Below are 17,974 nucleotides of genomic sequence, written 5' to 3' on the forward strand. Positions count from 1 at the left end.
GCCATGACGACATTCGCCACCAGCGACGACCGCAAGGTCTACCAGGAAGAGCTCCTCGGCCGCCTCCCGGCCCGTATCTTCGACGCCCACGTCCATATCCGCAGCGCCGGCGATTTCCCGCCGGATTTCCAGTTCCCGCCGGACTCCTACCACCGACGTTTCGACAGCGACTTCTCCCTCGCACGCTGGCAAGATATCATGGCCGAGCTGCTCCCGCAGCAGGAGTGCTTCCTCAACTGCTTTGGCACACCGCACTTAGCCGCAGATCGCAACGTCGTCCCCGCCGTCGATAATCATCACGCCTTCGGTATGGCCCTGCTGTCACCGGCGGACTCCGTTGACGACCTGAAGGCCCGAATCGAAATGAATCACCTCGCCGGCGTCAAACCCTACCTCAACTTCGCGGCGGCGCATTGCCAGAAAGCACCGAACGACGTCGAGATCGCCGACATGTTCACGCCGGCCCAGCTGGACTACCTCAACGCCGCCGGCCTGATCGTCACTCTACATATTCCACGCGCGCGGCGTTTTGCCGACCCACTCAACCAGCGACAGATGGTCGAGCTCTGCCGAAACTACCCGCGCGTAACCTTCATTTTCGCGCACATCGGCCGAGCCTACTACCGCCAAAATATCCTCGCCGCTAATCTTGAGGAACTGGCCGACTACCCCAACGCCTGGTTCGACACAGCCATGATCAATCACGCGTGGGTGCTCGCCAATACCTGCGAGCGCTTCCCCCTCTCACGCCTTGTCTTCGGCAGCGACGCCCCCATCGCCTTCCTGCGCGGAAAATCCGTCGAAATCAACAACCAGTACGCCTATCTCATGGGCGAGCCATACCGGATCGGCACCACCCTCTACGATCCGCAATGCACCGTAAGCTTCTCCACCTTCTTCTACGAGCAGCTCCGCGCCCTCCTCGATGTCCTGCCGCCCGCAGAACGCGAAAACGTCTTCTTCCACAACGCCTACAATCTCTTCCGTAACACCACGGCGAGGTACAACGCATGAAAATTGGCCTCCTCCCTCTCTACGTAGAACTCTACGACCGCGTCGCCCCACAACGCCGCCCGTCTATGCAACAGTGGGCGGACAAAGTCGGCGAGCTCCTCATTGCCAGAGGCTTTGACGTCGTGCAGGCGCCCATTTCCCGCCTCGCCGCTGAATTTACCGCCAGCGTCCGCCTCTGCGAAACCGCCGGCGCCGAGGCGATTGTTACCCTGCATCTGGCCTACTCGCCATCGCTGGAATCCATCGACGCCCTCGCCGCCACCGCCCTGCCCCTGGTGATTTTCGATACCACGCCCGACACCGACTTCGGTTTTGACTTCGGCGACAAGGTCATGGCCAATCACGGCATCCACGGCGTCCAGGACCTCTGCAATCTCCTCTTGCGCCGCAAAAAGCCTTTCCGCATCGCCTGCGGCCACTGCGAGCTGTCCAATGTCCTCGACGATCTGACGCAGCTGCTCAAAAGCGCCGCCATGGCGCATAAGATGACTTATCCGCGCATCGGCAGCGTCGGCGGCAATTTCCCCGGCATGGGCGACTTTCTCGTCCCCGACGGCGCCTTCCCCATGGCGAAAATCGACTTCAGCTTTGCGGACGTCAGCGCCGAGGACATCGCCGCCGAAGAAGAGCGCGATCGCAAGCGCTTCGTTTTCGGCGAGTTCAGCGCCGATGCCTACCGCAATACGCTCCACGCCTCGCTGGCCATCCGCCACTGGCTGGAAAAGGAGCGGCTCGACGCCTTCACGATCTGCTTTCCGGGCATTACTCGCGCCAACCATTTTGCCACCGTGCCCTTCTTGGAATGCTCCAAGGCGATGGCGCGCGGCATCGGCTACGCCGGTGAAGGCGACATGCTGACGGCCGCCCTGGTCGGCGCCCTCCTACGCGTCTATCCGCAAACGACATTCACCGAGATGTTCTGCCCAGACTGGCGCGGCCAGCGCATTTTCACCAGCCACATGGGCGAAATCAACCCGGCGCTGACGGCGGCAAAGCCGCTGCTCTCCGAGCGCAACTACATTTTTAGTGACACAGGCAATCCCGTCATTGCCACCGGCTCACTGCAGGCGGGCAAAGCCGCGCTGGTCAATCTCGCCCCGGGCTCGGATGGCGCCTTTACCCTCATTGCCGCGCCAGTCGAGTTTTTCGCGCCCGACACGCCCTCGACCCCAACCATCACCGGCTGGTTCCGGCCCGCCGGTGGCGACATCGCCGCCTTCCTCAAGCAATACAGCGAGCTGGGCGGCACCCATCATCTCGCGGCGACCTATGACGCCGATCTGGACGTGCTGCGCAACTTCAGCAAGCTCATGAACTGGCAGTTTGCTGTCGTCAAATAAGCAAAAGAGGCCTCATTATGCTCGCAAATCTCACTCTGTCCCTAACCGATCTGCTGGGGAAGGACTACTTGTCAGCCGTCGTCGCCGCGCAGGCGGCGCTGACCGGCACCAGCGAGGCCGCGCTTTGGGCAATCGCCGACCGCAAGGTCGAATTCTACCCGCCGGCCTACGCCGCCCACGCCGAACGCCTCGCCAAGCTCACCGGCCAGCAGCTCTGCCCACCCATGGTCAATGCACCGGCCGGCGCGGCGACCAAGGCCTTTGCCGCTGCCCAGCATTCGGCCATGGCGCCGCTGGCCTGCCTGGGCTGCACCCGCATCGGCGAAGACGGCCGAGCCTATTTCACCGCCAAAAGCGAGCACTACCACATCTCCCTCGGACACAAATTCCCCGGCTACGAACTCCTGACGCTGGCTTCGCAGCTGGGCATTGTCAACGCGACCCACAACAACACCCGGGGCTTCATCACCCGCAAACTGGAGCAGGAGCTCGTGCGCGTGGCCAACGGCATCGCACTGGGCGACCAGGCTGCCCTCACGGCCGTCATCGCCTCGCCCGACGAGCGTGCCCTTAATCGCGTCATCAATCTTGAAACCGGCAGTCTCGCCGTCGAAAGCGCCCTCAAAATGCTCTTGGCCCGCTTCTACCGGCTCGACCAGACCTACTCCGAGCCGCCCTACGCCGGCCGGACGCCCGTCTTTCTGGTCATGGCGGACTTCAATGGCAACTGCGAGGCAAACTATCACGGCACGACCATCCTTACCCAAATTCTGCGCGGCATGTGGCCGGAACTCAAACAACAACTCGCCCAGGACGGCCTCTACCAGGTCGTGCCCGTGGCCATCAACGACTTCGCCGACTTCGCCACCAAAGTCGCCAAATTCGACGCCGGCCCCTACAAAGTCGCCGGTTTCTTCCACGAACTGGTGCTGATGAATTACGGCGGCATCCGCCTCACCGAAAACTACGTCCAACGCTGCCACGCGCTGGCCAGAGAGCACGACATCCCAACCATGGTCGACGAAATCCAGTCCTGCATGTGGTCGCCTGAGCTCTTTCTTTTCAAAGAGTACGGCATCACGCCCGACTTCGTCTCCGTTGGCAAGGGCTTCCCCGGCGGCGAATACCCGGCCAGCAAGATCATCACCAACGCGAAGATGGACACCCTCAACCAGTTTGGTGCCCTCGTGACCAACGGCCAGGAAGAACTGGCCTCCTTGGCCTACTTGGTGACCATGGCTTTCGCCGAACACAATCGCGACCATACCGCGACCGTGGGCAAATTCTACCAACAAGCCGCTCACGCACTGGCCGCAGAATTCCCCACCGTCCTCGAGAAAATCGCTGGCGACGGCCTGCTGACCAGCTTTGTCTTCCGAGATTCGGCGACGACGCAGGCCTTTGTCCGCTTCATGAATGATCGCTGCTACGATGTCAGCGCGCAGACGTACAAAGCCAATTGCCCGCCGGTGGCACTCACCAAATTGCCGCTCGTGGTATCGGAATCAATGATCACCCAACTCATTGACGTCATGCGCGAGGGCCTGCAGCAATGCATGTAATTGGTCTCGATCTGGGCACGTCCCGTTTCAAAGGCGTCATTCTGGCCGCCAATGGCCGGGCCGTCCTCGCTGCCGCCGAACGTGAACTGCGTTTCATCAAGGACGGTCCACGCGTGGAGATCGACCCGGAAGATCACTGGCAGTCCTTCACGTCACTCCTGCGGGAACTGGTTGCCGCCGCCCACGGCGACAGCGACATCGCTCTCTGCTTCGCCGCCGCCGCCGGCAACACGCTGCTTCTCGACCCGCAGACCGGCACGCCGCTGACCAACATCATCAGCTGGCTTGACCAACGCGTCGATAGCGACGACCTGCCCGCGCTTCACGGCCTGGACCCCGAGAAACTCCGCGCCCTCACCGGCTGGCCGACTATCACCCGCATGACCCTCGCCCACCTGGCCTTCTTCCGCAAACACGCTGCGGACATCCTCGACCGCGCCATAGTGTCGCAGAATCAGGCCTATCTGCTTTGCCGACTGACGGGCAAGCACCTGGTGGATTTCTCGGCGGCGGTGCCTTTCCGCGTGGTCGATCAGCTCAACGAATGTTACGACCCAGCTTTGCTGCGCCGCTTCGCCCTGCGCCCTGAACAGCTCCCGCAGCTCATCCCAGTGGGCGCCTTCGCGGGAACCGTTTTGCCAGCAGCAGCTGCTGCAACCGGCCTGCCGCCGACCACCCGCATCTACGCCGGCTGCTTCGACCACCCGGCAGCGGCACGCGCCTCAGCCGTCCAGCACGAAGGCGACCTGCTGCTCTCCTGCGGCACGTCGTGGGTGGGCTTCCTGCCCTGCCGCGATCGCCAAAAGCTGCTGACGGCCAGACTGCTGATCGATCCCTTTCGGCGCCACGAAAACGGCACTTGGGCCGGCATGTTCTCCATCCCCGGCATCGGACCGCTCATCGACGAGTACGTCCACCGCTACATCGCGCCAGTCTGTCACGATCCCTTCCAACGCTTCGACGAGCTGGCAAGAGCCCACTGCGCCGGCGCCTGCCGCATCGATCTGACCACGCCATACGCACAGCCCAATGGCACTCCCGGCGAAGCCGCTCGCGCCCTCATGGAAGCCGCCGCCGAAGGTCTGGCGCGCGAACTCACCCGCCTAAAAGCCCACGGCCTCACCTTTCAACACGCCGTCATGGTCGGCGGCCCCGCCAAAAGCACCGTCTGGCCACAGATCGTCGCCCAAAAAACTGGCCTCGCTATCAGCGTCGGCAGCGCCGCCGCCGGCGCCATCGGCGCCGCCCGCATCGCCCTCGCCGCCACACAAACCCAGTAGACGGCGCAAGGTGCCTGCACCCACCACCCCCGCGCCGGCCCAACTGCCGCACGCAAGCGTGCGGCCACTGGACGACGGCCTTCGCGCCTTCGCGTGAGACAAAAAGCCCAAGCCGGCGGCGTGAATTGCCGCGCAGCGGCAAGACAGGCCGCCTTTCTTTGCCTTCGCCTTTGCCTTTGTCTTCTTCGCGCCTTCGCGTCTTCGCGTGCGAAAAAAAAGGCGGACACGCCAGTCCGCCCTACGAAAATCGACTGCCAGATTTTCAATTGCTGCAAAACGGCAGGCGCACCGCAAGACTTCACAACAAGCTTGCTTTTTTTCTCGAACCTTATTTGCATCATCCTGCACTTATGCTAGCTTTACCTTAATCATATTTTAATCAAGCTTTAATTAAGGTTACGTGCATTCTGTCGGTATCCCTGCACCATCGTGAGTTTTGCATCCCCACAGTTCCCAACAAAAAGGAGCATTCCCATGGTTACACGACATCGCCACAACGCCTTTACGCTGATTGAGTTATTAGTTGTGATCGCCATCATCGCCATCCTGGCGGCAATGCTCCTGCCGGCTTTGACCAAGGCGCGGGAGAAGGCCCGCGCCATCAACTGCACCAGCAACATGCGCAATCTGGGCCAGGCAGTGATCATGTACGCCGGCGACGCGGATGGCCGTCTGCCGCCAACGAACGACTGGCTGTCCTATCACATCATCCACCTCTGCAACTACCTGGGCATCACGCCAGACAAAGTCAGCGGCTCAGTGGTCGGCTTCAAGAACACCAACACCATCATGCACTGTCCAAGCCTGCCAACAGCAAGCTCTTCCCCACGCTGGACAGGCAGCGCGGTAAATCCATATTATCACACGACCTACATGCCGACGCAACGCAGCTGCGCCGGCGGCATCGGCACTGCCTGGCACATGTACGACAGCAGCGCCAGCAAACACATTCTTTGCCCGCCGCTGGACAGTCTGCCATCCAACAACGTACTGATGGTTGAAATGGCTTGGGCGTGGAATAACTCAGCCAGTGGCATTGATTTCAATCGCTGTGGGCAGGCCTTCGGCAGCGCCGACCACAGCTACACCAGCGCCCACGCGCCCAACTGGATACACAGCCAGTCATCCAATTTCCTCTTTGTCGACGGCCATGTCCAGATGTCCCGCTATGGCGGCGATAAATTTGACGACAACTACCAGCCAAAATAAGACAACGCGCCCGCGCCAAGCCACCACACATAAATCAACGACAACGGAGAAATGACCATGAAACGACTGGCAGTGATCATGTTCCTGGCTTGCCTGGTTGCGTATGCCGGCGAGGGCCTGAAGGTGTCGGAGTCGCGGCATTTGCTGCGTATTGTCAGTAATGGCGTCACGCTGATGGACAACGACAATCTAGTCCTTCAGACAGACACCTGGCAGATCATCCGCAACCTCCAGAAAACGCCTTTCACCGTCAAACGCGATGACAACGGCTTTGTCCATCGCTGGGAGCAACGCGACGACGGCCTCGTCATCGAACGCCGCGTGCGACGCCTGCCGGACAATGCCTACCGCATTGAATACGACCTGGAGTTGCTGCCGGGCATTGCGGGCGGTAAGGCCATAGAGCTCACCATGCATTTCCGCGTCGCGCCCATGGATTTCCCTGCGGCAGACTTGCCCATCGGCCCCCTGACCGGCCCCATACGCGTGCCGACTCTCGGCGGGAACATCCGCATCGACCCGGCTGGCACGACGGCTGTCGGCACCCTGGCCCTGCAGGACATGCGCGATGTGTCCTGGTGCCAACGCTTCCGCCTGCACTTTGCCGCAACGTACGACCCCGCGACAGGCTATCGTGGCAAGGTAGCCTATACCATTAGTCAGGAGTCGCCTTGGAGTCCTCTCTTCGCGCCCATCGCCCTGGACGGCGTTGCCAACCGCAGCTACGCAGACGACGTCGCCGGCAACGGCTGGACGGGACAGGGCCCGCAAAATTGCCTGGCCAGTTTTCCCGCCGACCAGCCCATTACCGCCGGCGGCTACGTATTCCAACCCGCGACTAAAGCCCTGATCCTGCGGAGCCGCAACACGCCAAACTTCCCCATGAACAGCGGCCGCGTGCAGCTGCCCAAGCCGGAGCGCTTCGCGTCCTTCGGTTTCCTCCATACCGCCGCGTGGAGCAACTCAGATGCCGGCGCGGCGGTCGCCAACTACCGAGTCCACTACGCCGACGGCAGCCACGCTGACCTGCCACTACGCTTTCTCATCGACGTGGAAGACTGGTGGAATGTGCGCAATATGCACAATGCCCTGGTGGCCTGGACAGGCGACAACGGCGGCGGCCGCAACGTCGCGGTATTCATGTCCCGCAAGAACAACCCGCACCCCGAACGCCCCGTCACCGCCCTCGAATTCATCTCGACCGACTCGGTCACGACCGTGTCGGTCATCGCCGCCACCGGCGTCCGCCAAGCGCTGCTGACGCCCGCCATGGCCGAAGAACTGGAACGGCAAGCCGGCACCTGGGAAAACAACGTCAACCCGGACATCACGGCCGACTGGTTCCCCTGCCCAATCCCCTGGCAGGACAGCGTCCAGCCCGGCAGCGCCCTCGACTTCAGCGGCCTGAACCACCGCCCTGCCGGCAAATACGGCTTCCTCCGGCGGGTCGGCGACCACTTCGAATTCGCCGATCGCCCCGGCGAAGACGTGCGTTTCTGGGGCACCAATTTCGCCATCACCGGGCCATTCCCGGAGAAGGACCTCGCGCCTGGTATCGCCAAATGCATGGCGGCGCAGGGCGTCAATATGGTGCGCATGCACCTCTACGCGGCCAGGCCGGTTCTGATCAACTCACCCGACGGCACCCTCAAACCCGATATGCTCGACCGCATGCAGTTCCTCATGGCCGAACTGATCAAAAACGGCGTCTATATCTACATGGACCTCAATGACGGCATGTGCTATGACCAGCTGCTCGCAAGACCTTCGACCTTCCCGGTCGAAGAACGCCTGAAACTGTCGTCGCTCTTCGACCGCGATCTAATCCGGGCAACCAAACGCATGGCCGAACTACTCTTCGCCACCGTCAATCCATACACCGGCAAACGCCCGGTGGATGACCCCGGCATCGCCTGCTACGAAATCATGAACGAGGTCAGTATGCTCTCCAACTGGCATGATCTGCGCGAAGCCGTGCGGCCGCCCAAAACCATGCTCCCCAAACTGGAAAAACTCTGGCACGACTGGCTGCGCAAAAATGGCCACGACCTCTGCGACCTGCCGACCAATTTCAGCCTCAGCGAGTCCGGCCGCCGCTTCGCCATTGAGCTCGACAACGCCTACATCAGCGAAATGGCAGCGTTCCTCCGCAACCTGGGCGTCCGTGCGCCGATCAGTGCCACCAATATCACCTTTGCCAACGGTAACTTCGCGGCGGCGCCATACGTGGATTACTTCGGCGATCACTTCTATTGGGCCCACCCCAATTTCCGCGCGCAACCCAAGAGCTACCCCATTGAACCTTCCCTGACTCGACCAGTCACGGCGACAATCATTCCGGGCCTGCCCAAATCGTCCTTGGTAGGCTATCCGGTGGTGCACTCGGAGTGGAATTACTGCTATCCCAATTCCTACCGCTGCGAAGGCCTGCCCTTGGCTACGGCCTACGCTGCCTACCAGGGCTGGGACGGCATGATTTTCTATGGGGCGACGGGCTCCTGCGACGACGGCGACTGGAACCGCTTCCGCAACAACCCGAACATCCAGATACACTCTCAGCAGACGGACCCGGCGACCTGGGGCCTGACCCACTTCGCGGCCAATCTGTACCGGCGCGGTGACGTCCAGCCGGCGCAACGCGATCTGCGCGTCGTTCTCCCCCAGTCGGCCCTCTACTCGACACAACTGGCAGCCAGCGCCCTGCCCTTTCTACCATCGCTGGGCCGTTTCAGCTTCGAATTCGCAGCCGATGAGAACACAAACTGGCTGGGCGAACTGGCCATGCAGATCGACGCGAAAAAAGAAGATCTCTACGACCAGGTCCTGAAGATACTAGGCGATCGGCGCAGCAGCGACCGCCGGCTCTGCTCGGACACCAACGAGCTACGCCGCTATCCCAAACCAGGCCTGTTCTTGATCGACACCCCAAAGAGCCAATGCATCACCGGCCGTCTCTGCGATCTGCCGGAAATCGGCGACCGCCCCCGCAACCTGGCCGTAGATAGCACCATGCGCTGGGCGACCATCGCCCTGACCACACTGGACAACGCACCCATCGCCGACTCGCACCGGCTCCTCCTCTGCGCCGTCGCCAACGCCGCCAATACCGGCCAGAGCAACGAGGCCGGCCTGCTCATGGAAATGGGCGGCGTGCCCGTCTTGGCGGAAAATGTCTACGCGACTATCAGCATCAACAACCGCCACGCCGCCGACCTCAAAGTCTATGCTGTCGATCCCCTCAGCGGCGCAAGACGGCAAAAACTGGCGTCCCAGGCTGACAACGGCACCCTGACCCTCACGCTGGATAACAGCTGCAAGACGCTGTATTTTGAGTTGACGGTCGAATAGCATAAATCAGCCGGCCAAAACCGGCATTACGCGTGCATGGCCCGATACGACTTAACTGGGCGCCGCCAGCCCCGTGGCGGCGCTCGCGTCCCAGCATAATGCGGCTTGAAAGGCATAGCGAACATGGCTCAGAGGACGCAACCTCTATACGAAACAATTAAGGACGATATCCGGGACGCCATCCGTTCCGGGCGTTATGCGCCCGGCGACCGCATACCCTCAACCCGTGAATTGTGCGAGGTACACAGCGCCAGCCTGGTATCCGTCCGCCGCGCCGTCAAGGACCTCAGCAAAGAAGGCGTCCTGCGTGGCGAAAATGGCCGTGGCGTCTTCGTGCAGAACATGCCCGTTGCCACCGCCCGACACACGGCAACGCCCGCACAGGCGGACAGGGTCATCATCGGCGTCTGGAATGCCGTGATCGACGAAAACATCGTCCACATCCAGGAAGGCATGGCCCGCTTCGCCAGCGAAAAGGGCATGGGCATTGAGTTGTACACCGGCAATCCCGACGAACTGCTCCCCCTGCAACAAATGGCTGCGCGCGGCATCCCCGGCGCCGTCATCTTCGGCAACAGCCATCCGAGCTATGTGGAGAGCCTCCAAGCGCTGATCCGCCATGGCTTCCATTTTGTCAGCGTCGACCGCAGTATTGACGCCCTGCCCCTCCACGTCGTCGCATCGGACCATTACGGCGGCGCCCTGCTGGCCACCGCGCATTTGCTGCGCCATGCCGGCATGGCCGTACATTACCTCGGCGTCGAAGACGAAAGCAGCGCCGCTACCGAACGCCAAGCCGGCTATCGCGATGCCATGAGCCGTGCCGGCTTCACCCAAGCGGACATCGCCAGCCTCGTCCACCGCATCAACATTGATTTCACCTGCAGCACTTGGCAGCCCGACGATCTTCGGCGACTGCACCAGCAGCCCGTGCTGCAGATCCTAAGGCACATCGAACTGCCGACCTGCATCTTTTGCCAAAATGACTACGTCGCCCAGGGCGTCTATGACGCTGCCCAGGAGTTGGGCGCCATCGTCGGCCACGACCTGTTTCTGGTCGGCTACGATGACCTGACCTTTGCCCGACGCCTGCGCCCATCCCTGAGCAGCGTCCGCCAGGACTTCACCATGATCGGCTATCGTGCGGCAGCACTGCTTGACGACCTCATTCGCGGCGATCTCCCCAAAAACAGCCCGCCCGTGCAAATGAAGATACCCGTCGAGCTCGTCCACCGGGAGTCCAGCGTCAAAACCGCCAACGCCGGCGTCGCTGGCAGCAACTAATACCACCAACGCGTATCATCCGCCCCGACCTCGCGCCTTCCAACCGGCGGCGTGAATTGCCGCGCAGCGGCAAGACAGGCCGCCCTTCTTTGCCTTTGTTTTTGTCTTCTTCGCGCCTTCGCGTCTTCGCGTGCAAAAAAAGCAGGCGGACACGCCAGTCCGCCCCTACTGGGCTGGGCAGCCGACATTGTCCTTCAAGAGGAAATCCGGGCCGTGTTCGCCCTGATCAATGATCATCTGGTCCATGTAGCCGCGTGACAGCGCGTTACCGGAAACCACCGAGTAAGACATGCCCTTGATGATCATGCCGATTTGCGGCGTGAAAATACCCTTGCCGCCGTCGTCGCGGCCGGCTCGAAAGACATTCGCGCAGAGCGTCAGGCCGTTGCAGTTTTCCAGTCGCACATGGCAGGACCGTTCGCCCTCCGCGAGCTGGTGGCTGTCCTTGCCGCAGCGCCGGAAAAGATTGCCGGTGACAGTCGTTGCGCTCATGCCCAGCGCGCATAGTCCCGCACCCCAGTTGCGATCAAAGCTGTTGCCGGTGACATTCCACGCGTCGCCGCCGCAGAGATACAGCCCGTAGCCGCGGTTCCACTCGACGCGATTGGCAGTGAACATCACCGTCGCCCCGCAAGTCTCGCAGCCGAAGCCGTGGCCGCCATTACCCGAGAGTTGATTATCGGTCACAAAGCCATCCCAGCCATAAATCTGCACGCCGCTGCCACCATTGCCATAGCAGTGACTGTGGCGAATGATGAACAACCAAATGCGCAGTAAATAAATGCCATGGCCGGAAAACTCCGCGATCTTGCAGTCGTCAATCACGATGCTGTCTTCCTTCTTGCTGAAGGCCTCGCGGTTGTTCAGGAAAATGCCATGTATCGGCCGGGCGGATTTGCGATAACGCGCGCCACTGAGCATCATGCCGCGGACACGAACACCAAAAGCCCCCGTAATGTCCAGCAGGCAATCGCAATCCTCGGCATCGAGTTCCAGCACGGCGCCCACGCAATCCGCTTTGAATATCCAGGCCGGATCGCCAAGCAACGTGACATGCGCTGCCACCCGCAAGCCATGGCAGGGATAGTGCCCAGCCGGAAAATACACCGTGCCATTGACCGCGCCCGCCGCGTCGAGCGCGGCCTGAATGGCAACGCTGTCCGGCGTCACGCCATCGCCCTTGGCGCCAAATTCCCGTACATCAAAACGCGGACCCGACGGCTGCTGATCCATCACCGAAACGCTACTGTCGCTCATGTTCATTGTCATCTGCCCTCTGTTCGTTGGTGCGTAGACACATAGCACCCGCCGCGCACCCGCCTACTAATATGGAAGAACGCCTTGCGCACGCCCCGCCAATATAACGCCCACGCCCGCACACCACATGCCTGCTATCGCCAATTGCCCAGCCGCTGTCTGTTGATCAGCCCGATCTGACCGATCTAACCTCGTAGGGGCGGACCTATGTGTCCGTCCCAGCGGCTCCGTCCGCTCCGTCCGCTCCGTCCGCTCCGTCCGCTCCGTCCGATCCGGCCGATTCGTCCGCTCCGTCCGATCCGTCCGCGATAACAGAAGTTTCGCCCCCCACTGTGGCCGCTTCTCACCGGTCTACCGCGCAATTTTTGCATAAAGTGCTAAATATTATCCCCATTCACTGGCAATTGCTTATTCTTCCATTATTTTTTGCATGTTAACTCATTTACCTCTTCCAAGTGGACAGAGAAAGGGTCAGCGTATGGCAGCGCAATCACAGCAGGACAACGGCGGTACGAACGTACTTGCGCGAATATCGCGCCAGGCCGGGGTATCGACAGGCACCGTCAGTCGTGTTTTCAACAACAGTCCACGCATTCCAGTGGCGACGCGCAGCCGGGTCATGGCAGCGGCTCGCGAGTTAGGTTTTCGGCCACGGGTCGGGGTGCGCAGTCGTCAAATTGCGCTAGTGACCGAAGCGCCCGGCAAATCGCCCATGGGCGGTTATGTCAGTTCCATGACCCAGTACATCTCCTACGCCCTTGCCACTGCCGGCGCGGGCATTGCGCTCATCACCGAGGACCGCCTTGAGGATATTTCGGCCTGCTGGTTTGACGGCATCATTGGCATTGCCTGGGAAAACAAAACCGTTGATGCACTTAGAAGCATAAAGAATCTCCCCGTCGTGTGGTTGAGTGAAAACCACCGCGATTTTTTTCACGTGGTGTATTCAGACGGGCACAAAACCGGCCGCATGGTCGGCGATTACCTCAGAAACAAGGGACACCACCGCGTTGCCGTCATTCACGACCCCGATTTCACTGGCAACAAACGCTCGGAGGGCCTGCGAGCAGCCCTTGAACAGGACGCTACCGCAGTAGTCCTGGCCATTGCCAATACCCAACAACTGCACCTATCGGTTAAGCAGATCATTGATAACGGCTGCACCGCCGTCTGGGTCACCGGCGTCGACATGAAAGTCCTCGAAGTCAATTGGCTACTCCAGGAACTGGCCGGGAAAAAAGTCCCGGACGACATATCGCTCATCGGCTTCGAAAACCCCGGCATCTCCGAATTTCTCCGGCCGTCGCTGACAACCGTCTTCAGCCCCCTGCAAGACATCGCCGAGCGGGCAGTGGCACTAGTCTTGGACGACGCACTTCAAGACAGCCGCCAATGCATCGAAATACCCGAGCAGCTCATTGAACGCGCGTCAGTCTACGAACGCCCACCGCAACACTAACGAGGCCGCAAAGTGAAAATGCCATCACTCGTCATCATCGCGACGATTTGTTGCGCACTCCTGGACGCACAGGAGCTGCCTGTCAGCCAGGAACAACTGCAACCACGCCACCACGCCCAAGCCACCGTCCACGACCAAAGCATATGCTTACGCTTCAATAGCCCCGAATGGAGCGCCGGCGTGCGCATTCTACCACCCCCGCAGCAAACGACATGGGACTTTTCCCAGGCGCGCTTCCTCGCCGTCGATGTCGAAAACCTCTCCCCAGACCACCAGCTGCGCCTGACCATGCATCTCGCCAGCGGCAGCCGGCGCAGCAATGCCGCCACCCAAAACCAGGATCACACCACCGACACCCCTATCGCCGCCAGGCGATTCCGCAGTTGTTACAGCGGCATCGGCCTGAATCCCGGAGAAAAACGCACCCTGCGCCTGGAACTGCCACACACCGCCATCTATGAACACCCCGACAGCTATGGGCGCCGGTCTCTCGACAGCAACCACATCAACGCCATTGATTTTGAAATGCAATGGCCTTTCGAGCCGCCGCGTGATGGCTTGGTATACTGCCGTCTCTCCGCCTTGCGTCTGGAAGGCCAGGCCGACCACGAGGCCCAAATCGCCTCCGAACACTACCTGCCCTTTGTCGATGCCTACGGCCAATACCGACATGCCTATTGGCCAGAAAAAATCCGCCATGACGCGCAATTACCTGCCGCCCATGCGGCGGAATTAGCTGAATTGCATGATGCCCCGGCCAGTTGGGACCAGTACGGCGGCTGGCTAGCCGGGCCACGCCTTGAGAGCACCGGCGCCTTCCGCACCGCCAAATACCACGACCGCTGGTATTTCGTTAGCCCCGCCGGCACGCTCTTCTGGTCGCTGGGCATCGACGTCCTCCGGTCCTACACCGACGCCACTAACGCCAGCAAAAACCCAGAGTGGTTCACCACGCCACTTCCAGACAACGGCATTCTCCCCTTCACCCACTGGAATCTGCAGAAAAAATACGGTCGGGATGACTACGCCGATGAGTTCTACGCCGTGCTCCTGCGCCGCCTGCGGTCTTGGGGCATCAACACCATCGGCAACTGGGGCGCCAAAGAACTCATGGCTTCCGGCACAATGCCCTACACTCTATCCCTCGGCGATTTCACCAAAGGCATCACCCGGCTGCCAAAGCACCGGCTCTACGACGTCTTTGCGGCAGATTTCGCCGCTACCATGGGCAATCTACTCCGCGACCGGGCCGCAGCCGACCCGCTGGTCAAAAAGTCCTTGGACGACCCCATGTGCATCGGCTACTTCATTGACAACGAACTCCCCTTTAACAAACTCTCCGAAGCACTTCTCCAAGCCGCACCCGACCAGCCGGCCCGGCAGGCATTTATCCGCCAACTTCAAGACAGCTACCCGAGCGTCCAAGCACTGAATCAAGCGTGGGGAAGCGACTTTACCACCTGGGACAAGGTCGCCGCTATCCGCGCCAGCATCGCCAATAACGCCTTCCGCGCGGATTTCCGCAGCCACGCCCGCGCCTACGCGGACCGCTACTTCGCCGTCTGCCGCCAGGCCATCAAAGCCGCTGCGCCACACCGCCTCTATCTCGGCTGCCGCTTCATCGGCTTCCGCCAGGCAGACTATATCTGGGATGCCGCCGCCAGGCATTGCGATGTCCTCAGCGTCAATGCCTACAGCAACAGCGTCGCCAATGTCAGCCAACAAGACCTGCGCGACAAGCCGCTCTTGCTGGGTGAATTCCATTTCGGCACCTACGACCGCGGCATGTTCAGTCCCGGTCTCTGCCCCGTCGTCTCACAAAACGAACGCGCCACCAGCTACATCAGGCTCGTCCAAGGCGCTCTCGCCCACCCCAACTTCGTCGGTGCCCACTATTTCCAATTCCGCGATCAGCCCCTAACCGGCCGGCACGACGGCGAGGGCTACCAGATAGGCTTCGTCGATGTCTGTGACACGCCATACCCCGAAATGACCACCGCCGCCCGCCAGGTCGGCAGCAACATGTACCACTATAGAGAAGCCCGCACCTTAAAGAACAACATGGAGTGACCACAGGATGAAAACGAAGTTCATATTCTTCACGCTGATCGAACTGCTGGTGGTAATCGCGATTATCGCCATCCTCGCCGCCATGCTCCTTCCCGCCCTCGCCAAGGCCCGGGCCAAGGCACGCGACATCAGCTGCCTCTCAAACCACAAACAAGTCAGCCTGCTACTCATCCAATACTGCGATGACAACAACGACATGTTCCCCAAATACGCCGGCATGATGAACTCCGGATCATCATGCTGGAATGGCTCCGGTCGCTGGCAGGACGGTCTCTTTGCACTCCTCTCCGGCCAGACCATGGCTAATCAAATCCACTGGAAAACCAGCGGCCTCAGCGACAAGAATAAGTCGCTCTCGCGTCCCCAGGACGTCTTCAGCTGCCCGAGTCAGGACAACCTGCCCTGGAACAGTGGCAGTGGCACTTATGGCTTCATGGGCCATTATCTCATCAACGGCTACATCAGTAACTACGAAGGCGCCCAACAAGGCTGGTACAGCGCCCTGGCCACCCTGAGCCGCACTCAGGTCACTGCACCGTCCCAAAAAATGGCCATCATTGACGGCGATGCCAAAAATCGCAATGACACCGGCCCATACTGCGAAAGCGTCTCCCAGATGTACACCAACGGCGCGCCCATGCGCCACGGCAACTACGCCGGCGTCAATGTGTCCTTTATCGACGGCCATGCCGAAGCCCTCGCCCTCCGCCAGATCCCCTACAATCTCAACTCCACCGGCGGCAACCCCTTCTGGGTAAAATAAGCGCGACGCCCACGCAAACAACGCCGGTACGCGGCCATGCCTGACAGCCTTGAATACGTCCAGGGGGGCATTCATGGCCGCGATCTTTTTGGAGGAAAAGTTATACTGTTCTGGTAGAGGCACGACAACGTGGCTCCTATGAAACCCGGTGCTCTTCATTTAACGGTAATGTGCGAAATTTTGTGATAAAAAAAGAGACTTGACACAGTCGTTCTGAAGCCTTTCTCAGCGCCTACGGCGCAAAAACATAACCATTGAATAATGGTGGTTTTCGGCTCGGATCGGACCAAGCACGGCGTCAGGTCGGCCACGTTCGGCCCGGAGGGCCGTACCATGCATAGCCCCGGGTGAGGCGCCCGGAGGGCGCCGCAACCCGGGGTATGATAACAAGTTAGAATTTCGCCTGGAGGGCGCCACATTGGCTTGGCACGTCTCGTCCCACCGCGCCAGAGAGGGGCAAGGTGTGCATCCATTCTCAATGGGTGACCGATTACCCGTTCAGCCCGAACATTCGTTTCCCAGACAGTGTATTCCGTGATTGAGCCATTACGTTTTTCACCCGAAAAAACAGACACGTTCCCCTCTTGGGCTCACAATTACTGAACACATCGGAGCAGGACAATGAGTGTTGCCGTTCGTTGGCTAGGAATCAATGCGCTGGAATTCCGTCATTCACGTGGATCATTTATGATTGCCCCCTACGTGAGCCGCAATCCGGTGCAATTAACCGTGCCCGACGAGGTCGACCGCTACTTGCATGGTCCGGCCGACTTTATACTCATGACCCATTCCCACTGGGATCATCTGCCCGATGTCCCACGGGTCATTGCCCATTCGGGCGCGACGCTCTACGCGTCAAAAACGGCCTGCGCCATCATGCGCAAGGTCGGAGTACCGGAACAGCATCTGCACGAATTGACCTATGGCGAAGTGCTGAATCTTCCCGGTGAGGTACGAGTAACAGCCCTCGAATCCAGGCACATGGAGCCGACTGGCGCTCCTGGCTACTATCAGTCAGTGCCGACTGTCTCCATGCAGGAAAGAGCCCATTGGCTATGCGGCGAAGTCTTCGCCTTCCTTATCGAAGTGGAAGGACAACGCATCTTGAATATCGGCTCGGCCAATTTCCATCTTCCGGCTTTGGATCAGCAGCACTGCGACCACTTCTTCTGTGGCATCAGCCGCTGGAAGCCCGGTTTCCCCGAACTACTGGGACATATTACATTCCGCCATTTCTATCCAACTCACCATGATGATTTCGTTCACCCGCTACGGGAATTCGCCCTGCGAGATGATTATATCAGGCTCAAGACGGCCTTACCCGACCTGACTGGCAACGAACTGCCGGTACTCGAATGGCTGGAACTGTCTTAAGTCGCGCACCCATC

At 60.5% G+C, this 17,974-nt stretch carries 12 protein-coding genes; 11 read left to right on the top strand and 1 reads right to left on the bottom strand.

The window, feature by feature from the left end:
• Nucleotides 1-3: 3 nt before the first annotated feature.
• From J3R75_RS18980 to J3R75_RS19010, 7 genes are all read left to right on the top strand, one after another.
• Nucleotides 4-1,014 (top strand): amidohydrolase family protein, encoded by a 1,011-nt coding sequence (locus J3R75_RS18980; protein WP_307265104.1) that lies wholly within the window; start codon nucleotides 4-6, stop codon nucleotides 1,012-1,014.
• Nucleotides 1,011-2,354 carry an L-arabinose isomerase family protein gene (locus J3R75_RS18985; RefSeq protein ID WP_307265107.1) on the top strand — a complete coding sequence of 448 codons (1,344 nt, stop codon included), beginning with the start codon at nucleotides 1,011-1,013 and terminating at the stop codon, nucleotides 2,352-2,354. The genes J3R75_RS18980 and J3R75_RS18985 overlap by 4 nt, the downstream gene beginning before the upstream one ends.
• A 17-nt stretch (nucleotides 2,355-2,371) precedes the next feature.
• Nucleotides 2,372-3,916, top strand: a complete 1,545-nt coding sequence (locus J3R75_RS18990) for an aminotransferase class III-fold pyridoxal phosphate-dependent enzyme (protein WP_307265110.1) — start codon at nucleotides 2,372-2,374, stop codon at nucleotides 3,914-3,916.
• On the top strand, nucleotides 3,907-5,196 hold the full coding sequence (locus tag J3R75_RS18995; RefSeq protein ID WP_307265113.1) for a xylulokinase: 1,290 nt from the start codon (nucleotides 3,907-3,909) through the stop codon (nucleotides 5,194-5,196). The genes J3R75_RS18990 and J3R75_RS18995 overlap by 10 nt, the downstream gene beginning before the upstream one ends.
• A 474-nt stretch (nucleotides 5,197-5,670) precedes the next feature.
• A complete protein-coding gene (locus J3R75_RS19000; protein WP_307265116.1) occupies nucleotides 5,671-6,405 on the top strand; it encodes a prepilin-type N-terminal cleavage/methylation domain-containing protein in 735 nt (244 codons plus the stop codon).
• A gap of 57 nt (nucleotides 6,406-6,462) precedes the next feature.
• Complete coding sequence (locus J3R75_RS19005) at nucleotides 6,463-9,753, top strand: hypothetical protein (RefSeq protein WP_307265120.1); 3,291 nt, start codon at nucleotides 6,463-6,465, stop codon at nucleotides 9,751-9,753.
• Between the two features lie 123 nt (nucleotides 9,754-9,876).
• Entirely contained in the window at nucleotides 9,877-11,037 is a 1,161-nt protein-coding gene (locus tag J3R75_RS19010) for a GntR family transcriptional regulator (RefSeq protein ID WP_307265122.1), read from the top strand.
• A 165-nt stretch (nucleotides 11,038-11,202) separates the two neighbouring features.
• On the opposite strand, the gene J3R75_RS19015 is transcribed toward J3R75_RS19010, so the two are convergent.
• Nucleotides 11,203-12,294, bottom strand: coding sequence for a right-handed parallel beta-helix repeat-containing protein (locus J3R75_RS19015; protein WP_307265125.1), 1,092 nt, complete (start codon nucleotides 12,292-12,294; stop codon nucleotides 11,203-11,205).
• A 478-nt stretch (nucleotides 12,295-12,772) separates the two neighbouring features.
• Between J3R75_RS19015 and J3R75_RS19020 the strand changes: the two genes are divergently transcribed.
• The 4 genes from J3R75_RS19020 (at nucleotide 12,773) to J3R75_RS19035 (ending at nucleotide 17,960) form a co-directional block, all read left to right on the top strand.
• The gene (locus J3R75_RS19020; RefSeq protein WP_307265128.1) at nucleotides 12,773-13,753 is read left to right on the top strand and encodes a LacI family DNA-binding transcriptional regulator; all 981 of its coding nucleotides are present in this window, start codon (nucleotides 12,773-12,775) and stop codon (nucleotides 13,751-13,753) included.
• A gap of 18 nt (nucleotides 13,754-13,771) precedes the next feature.
• Complete coding sequence (locus J3R75_RS19025; RefSeq protein WP_307265563.1) at nucleotides 13,772-15,823, top strand: beta-galactosidase; 2,052 nt, start codon at nucleotides 13,772-13,774, stop codon at nucleotides 15,821-15,823.
• Nucleotides 15,824-15,830: 7 nt separating this feature from the next.
• Nucleotides 15,831-16,586, top strand: a complete 756-nt coding sequence (locus J3R75_RS19030; protein WP_307265130.1) for a DUF1559 family PulG-like putative transporter — start codon at nucleotides 15,831-15,833, stop codon at nucleotides 16,584-16,586.
• 687 nt (nucleotides 16,587-17,273) lie between these two features.
• The gene (locus J3R75_RS19035) at nucleotides 17,274-17,960 is read left to right on the top strand and encodes an MBL fold metallo-hydrolase (protein WP_307265133.1); all 687 of its coding nucleotides are present in this window, start codon (nucleotides 17,274-17,276) and stop codon (nucleotides 17,958-17,960) included.
• The last annotated feature ends 14 nt before the right edge of the window (nucleotides 17,961-17,974 follow it).

Origin of the sequence: Oligosphaera ethanolica (assembly GCF_030814695.1) — a bacterium.
GTDB classification, from domain to species: Bacteria; Verrucomicrobiota; Lentisphaeria; order Oligosphaerales; family Oligosphaeraceae; genus Oligosphaera; species Oligosphaera ethanolica.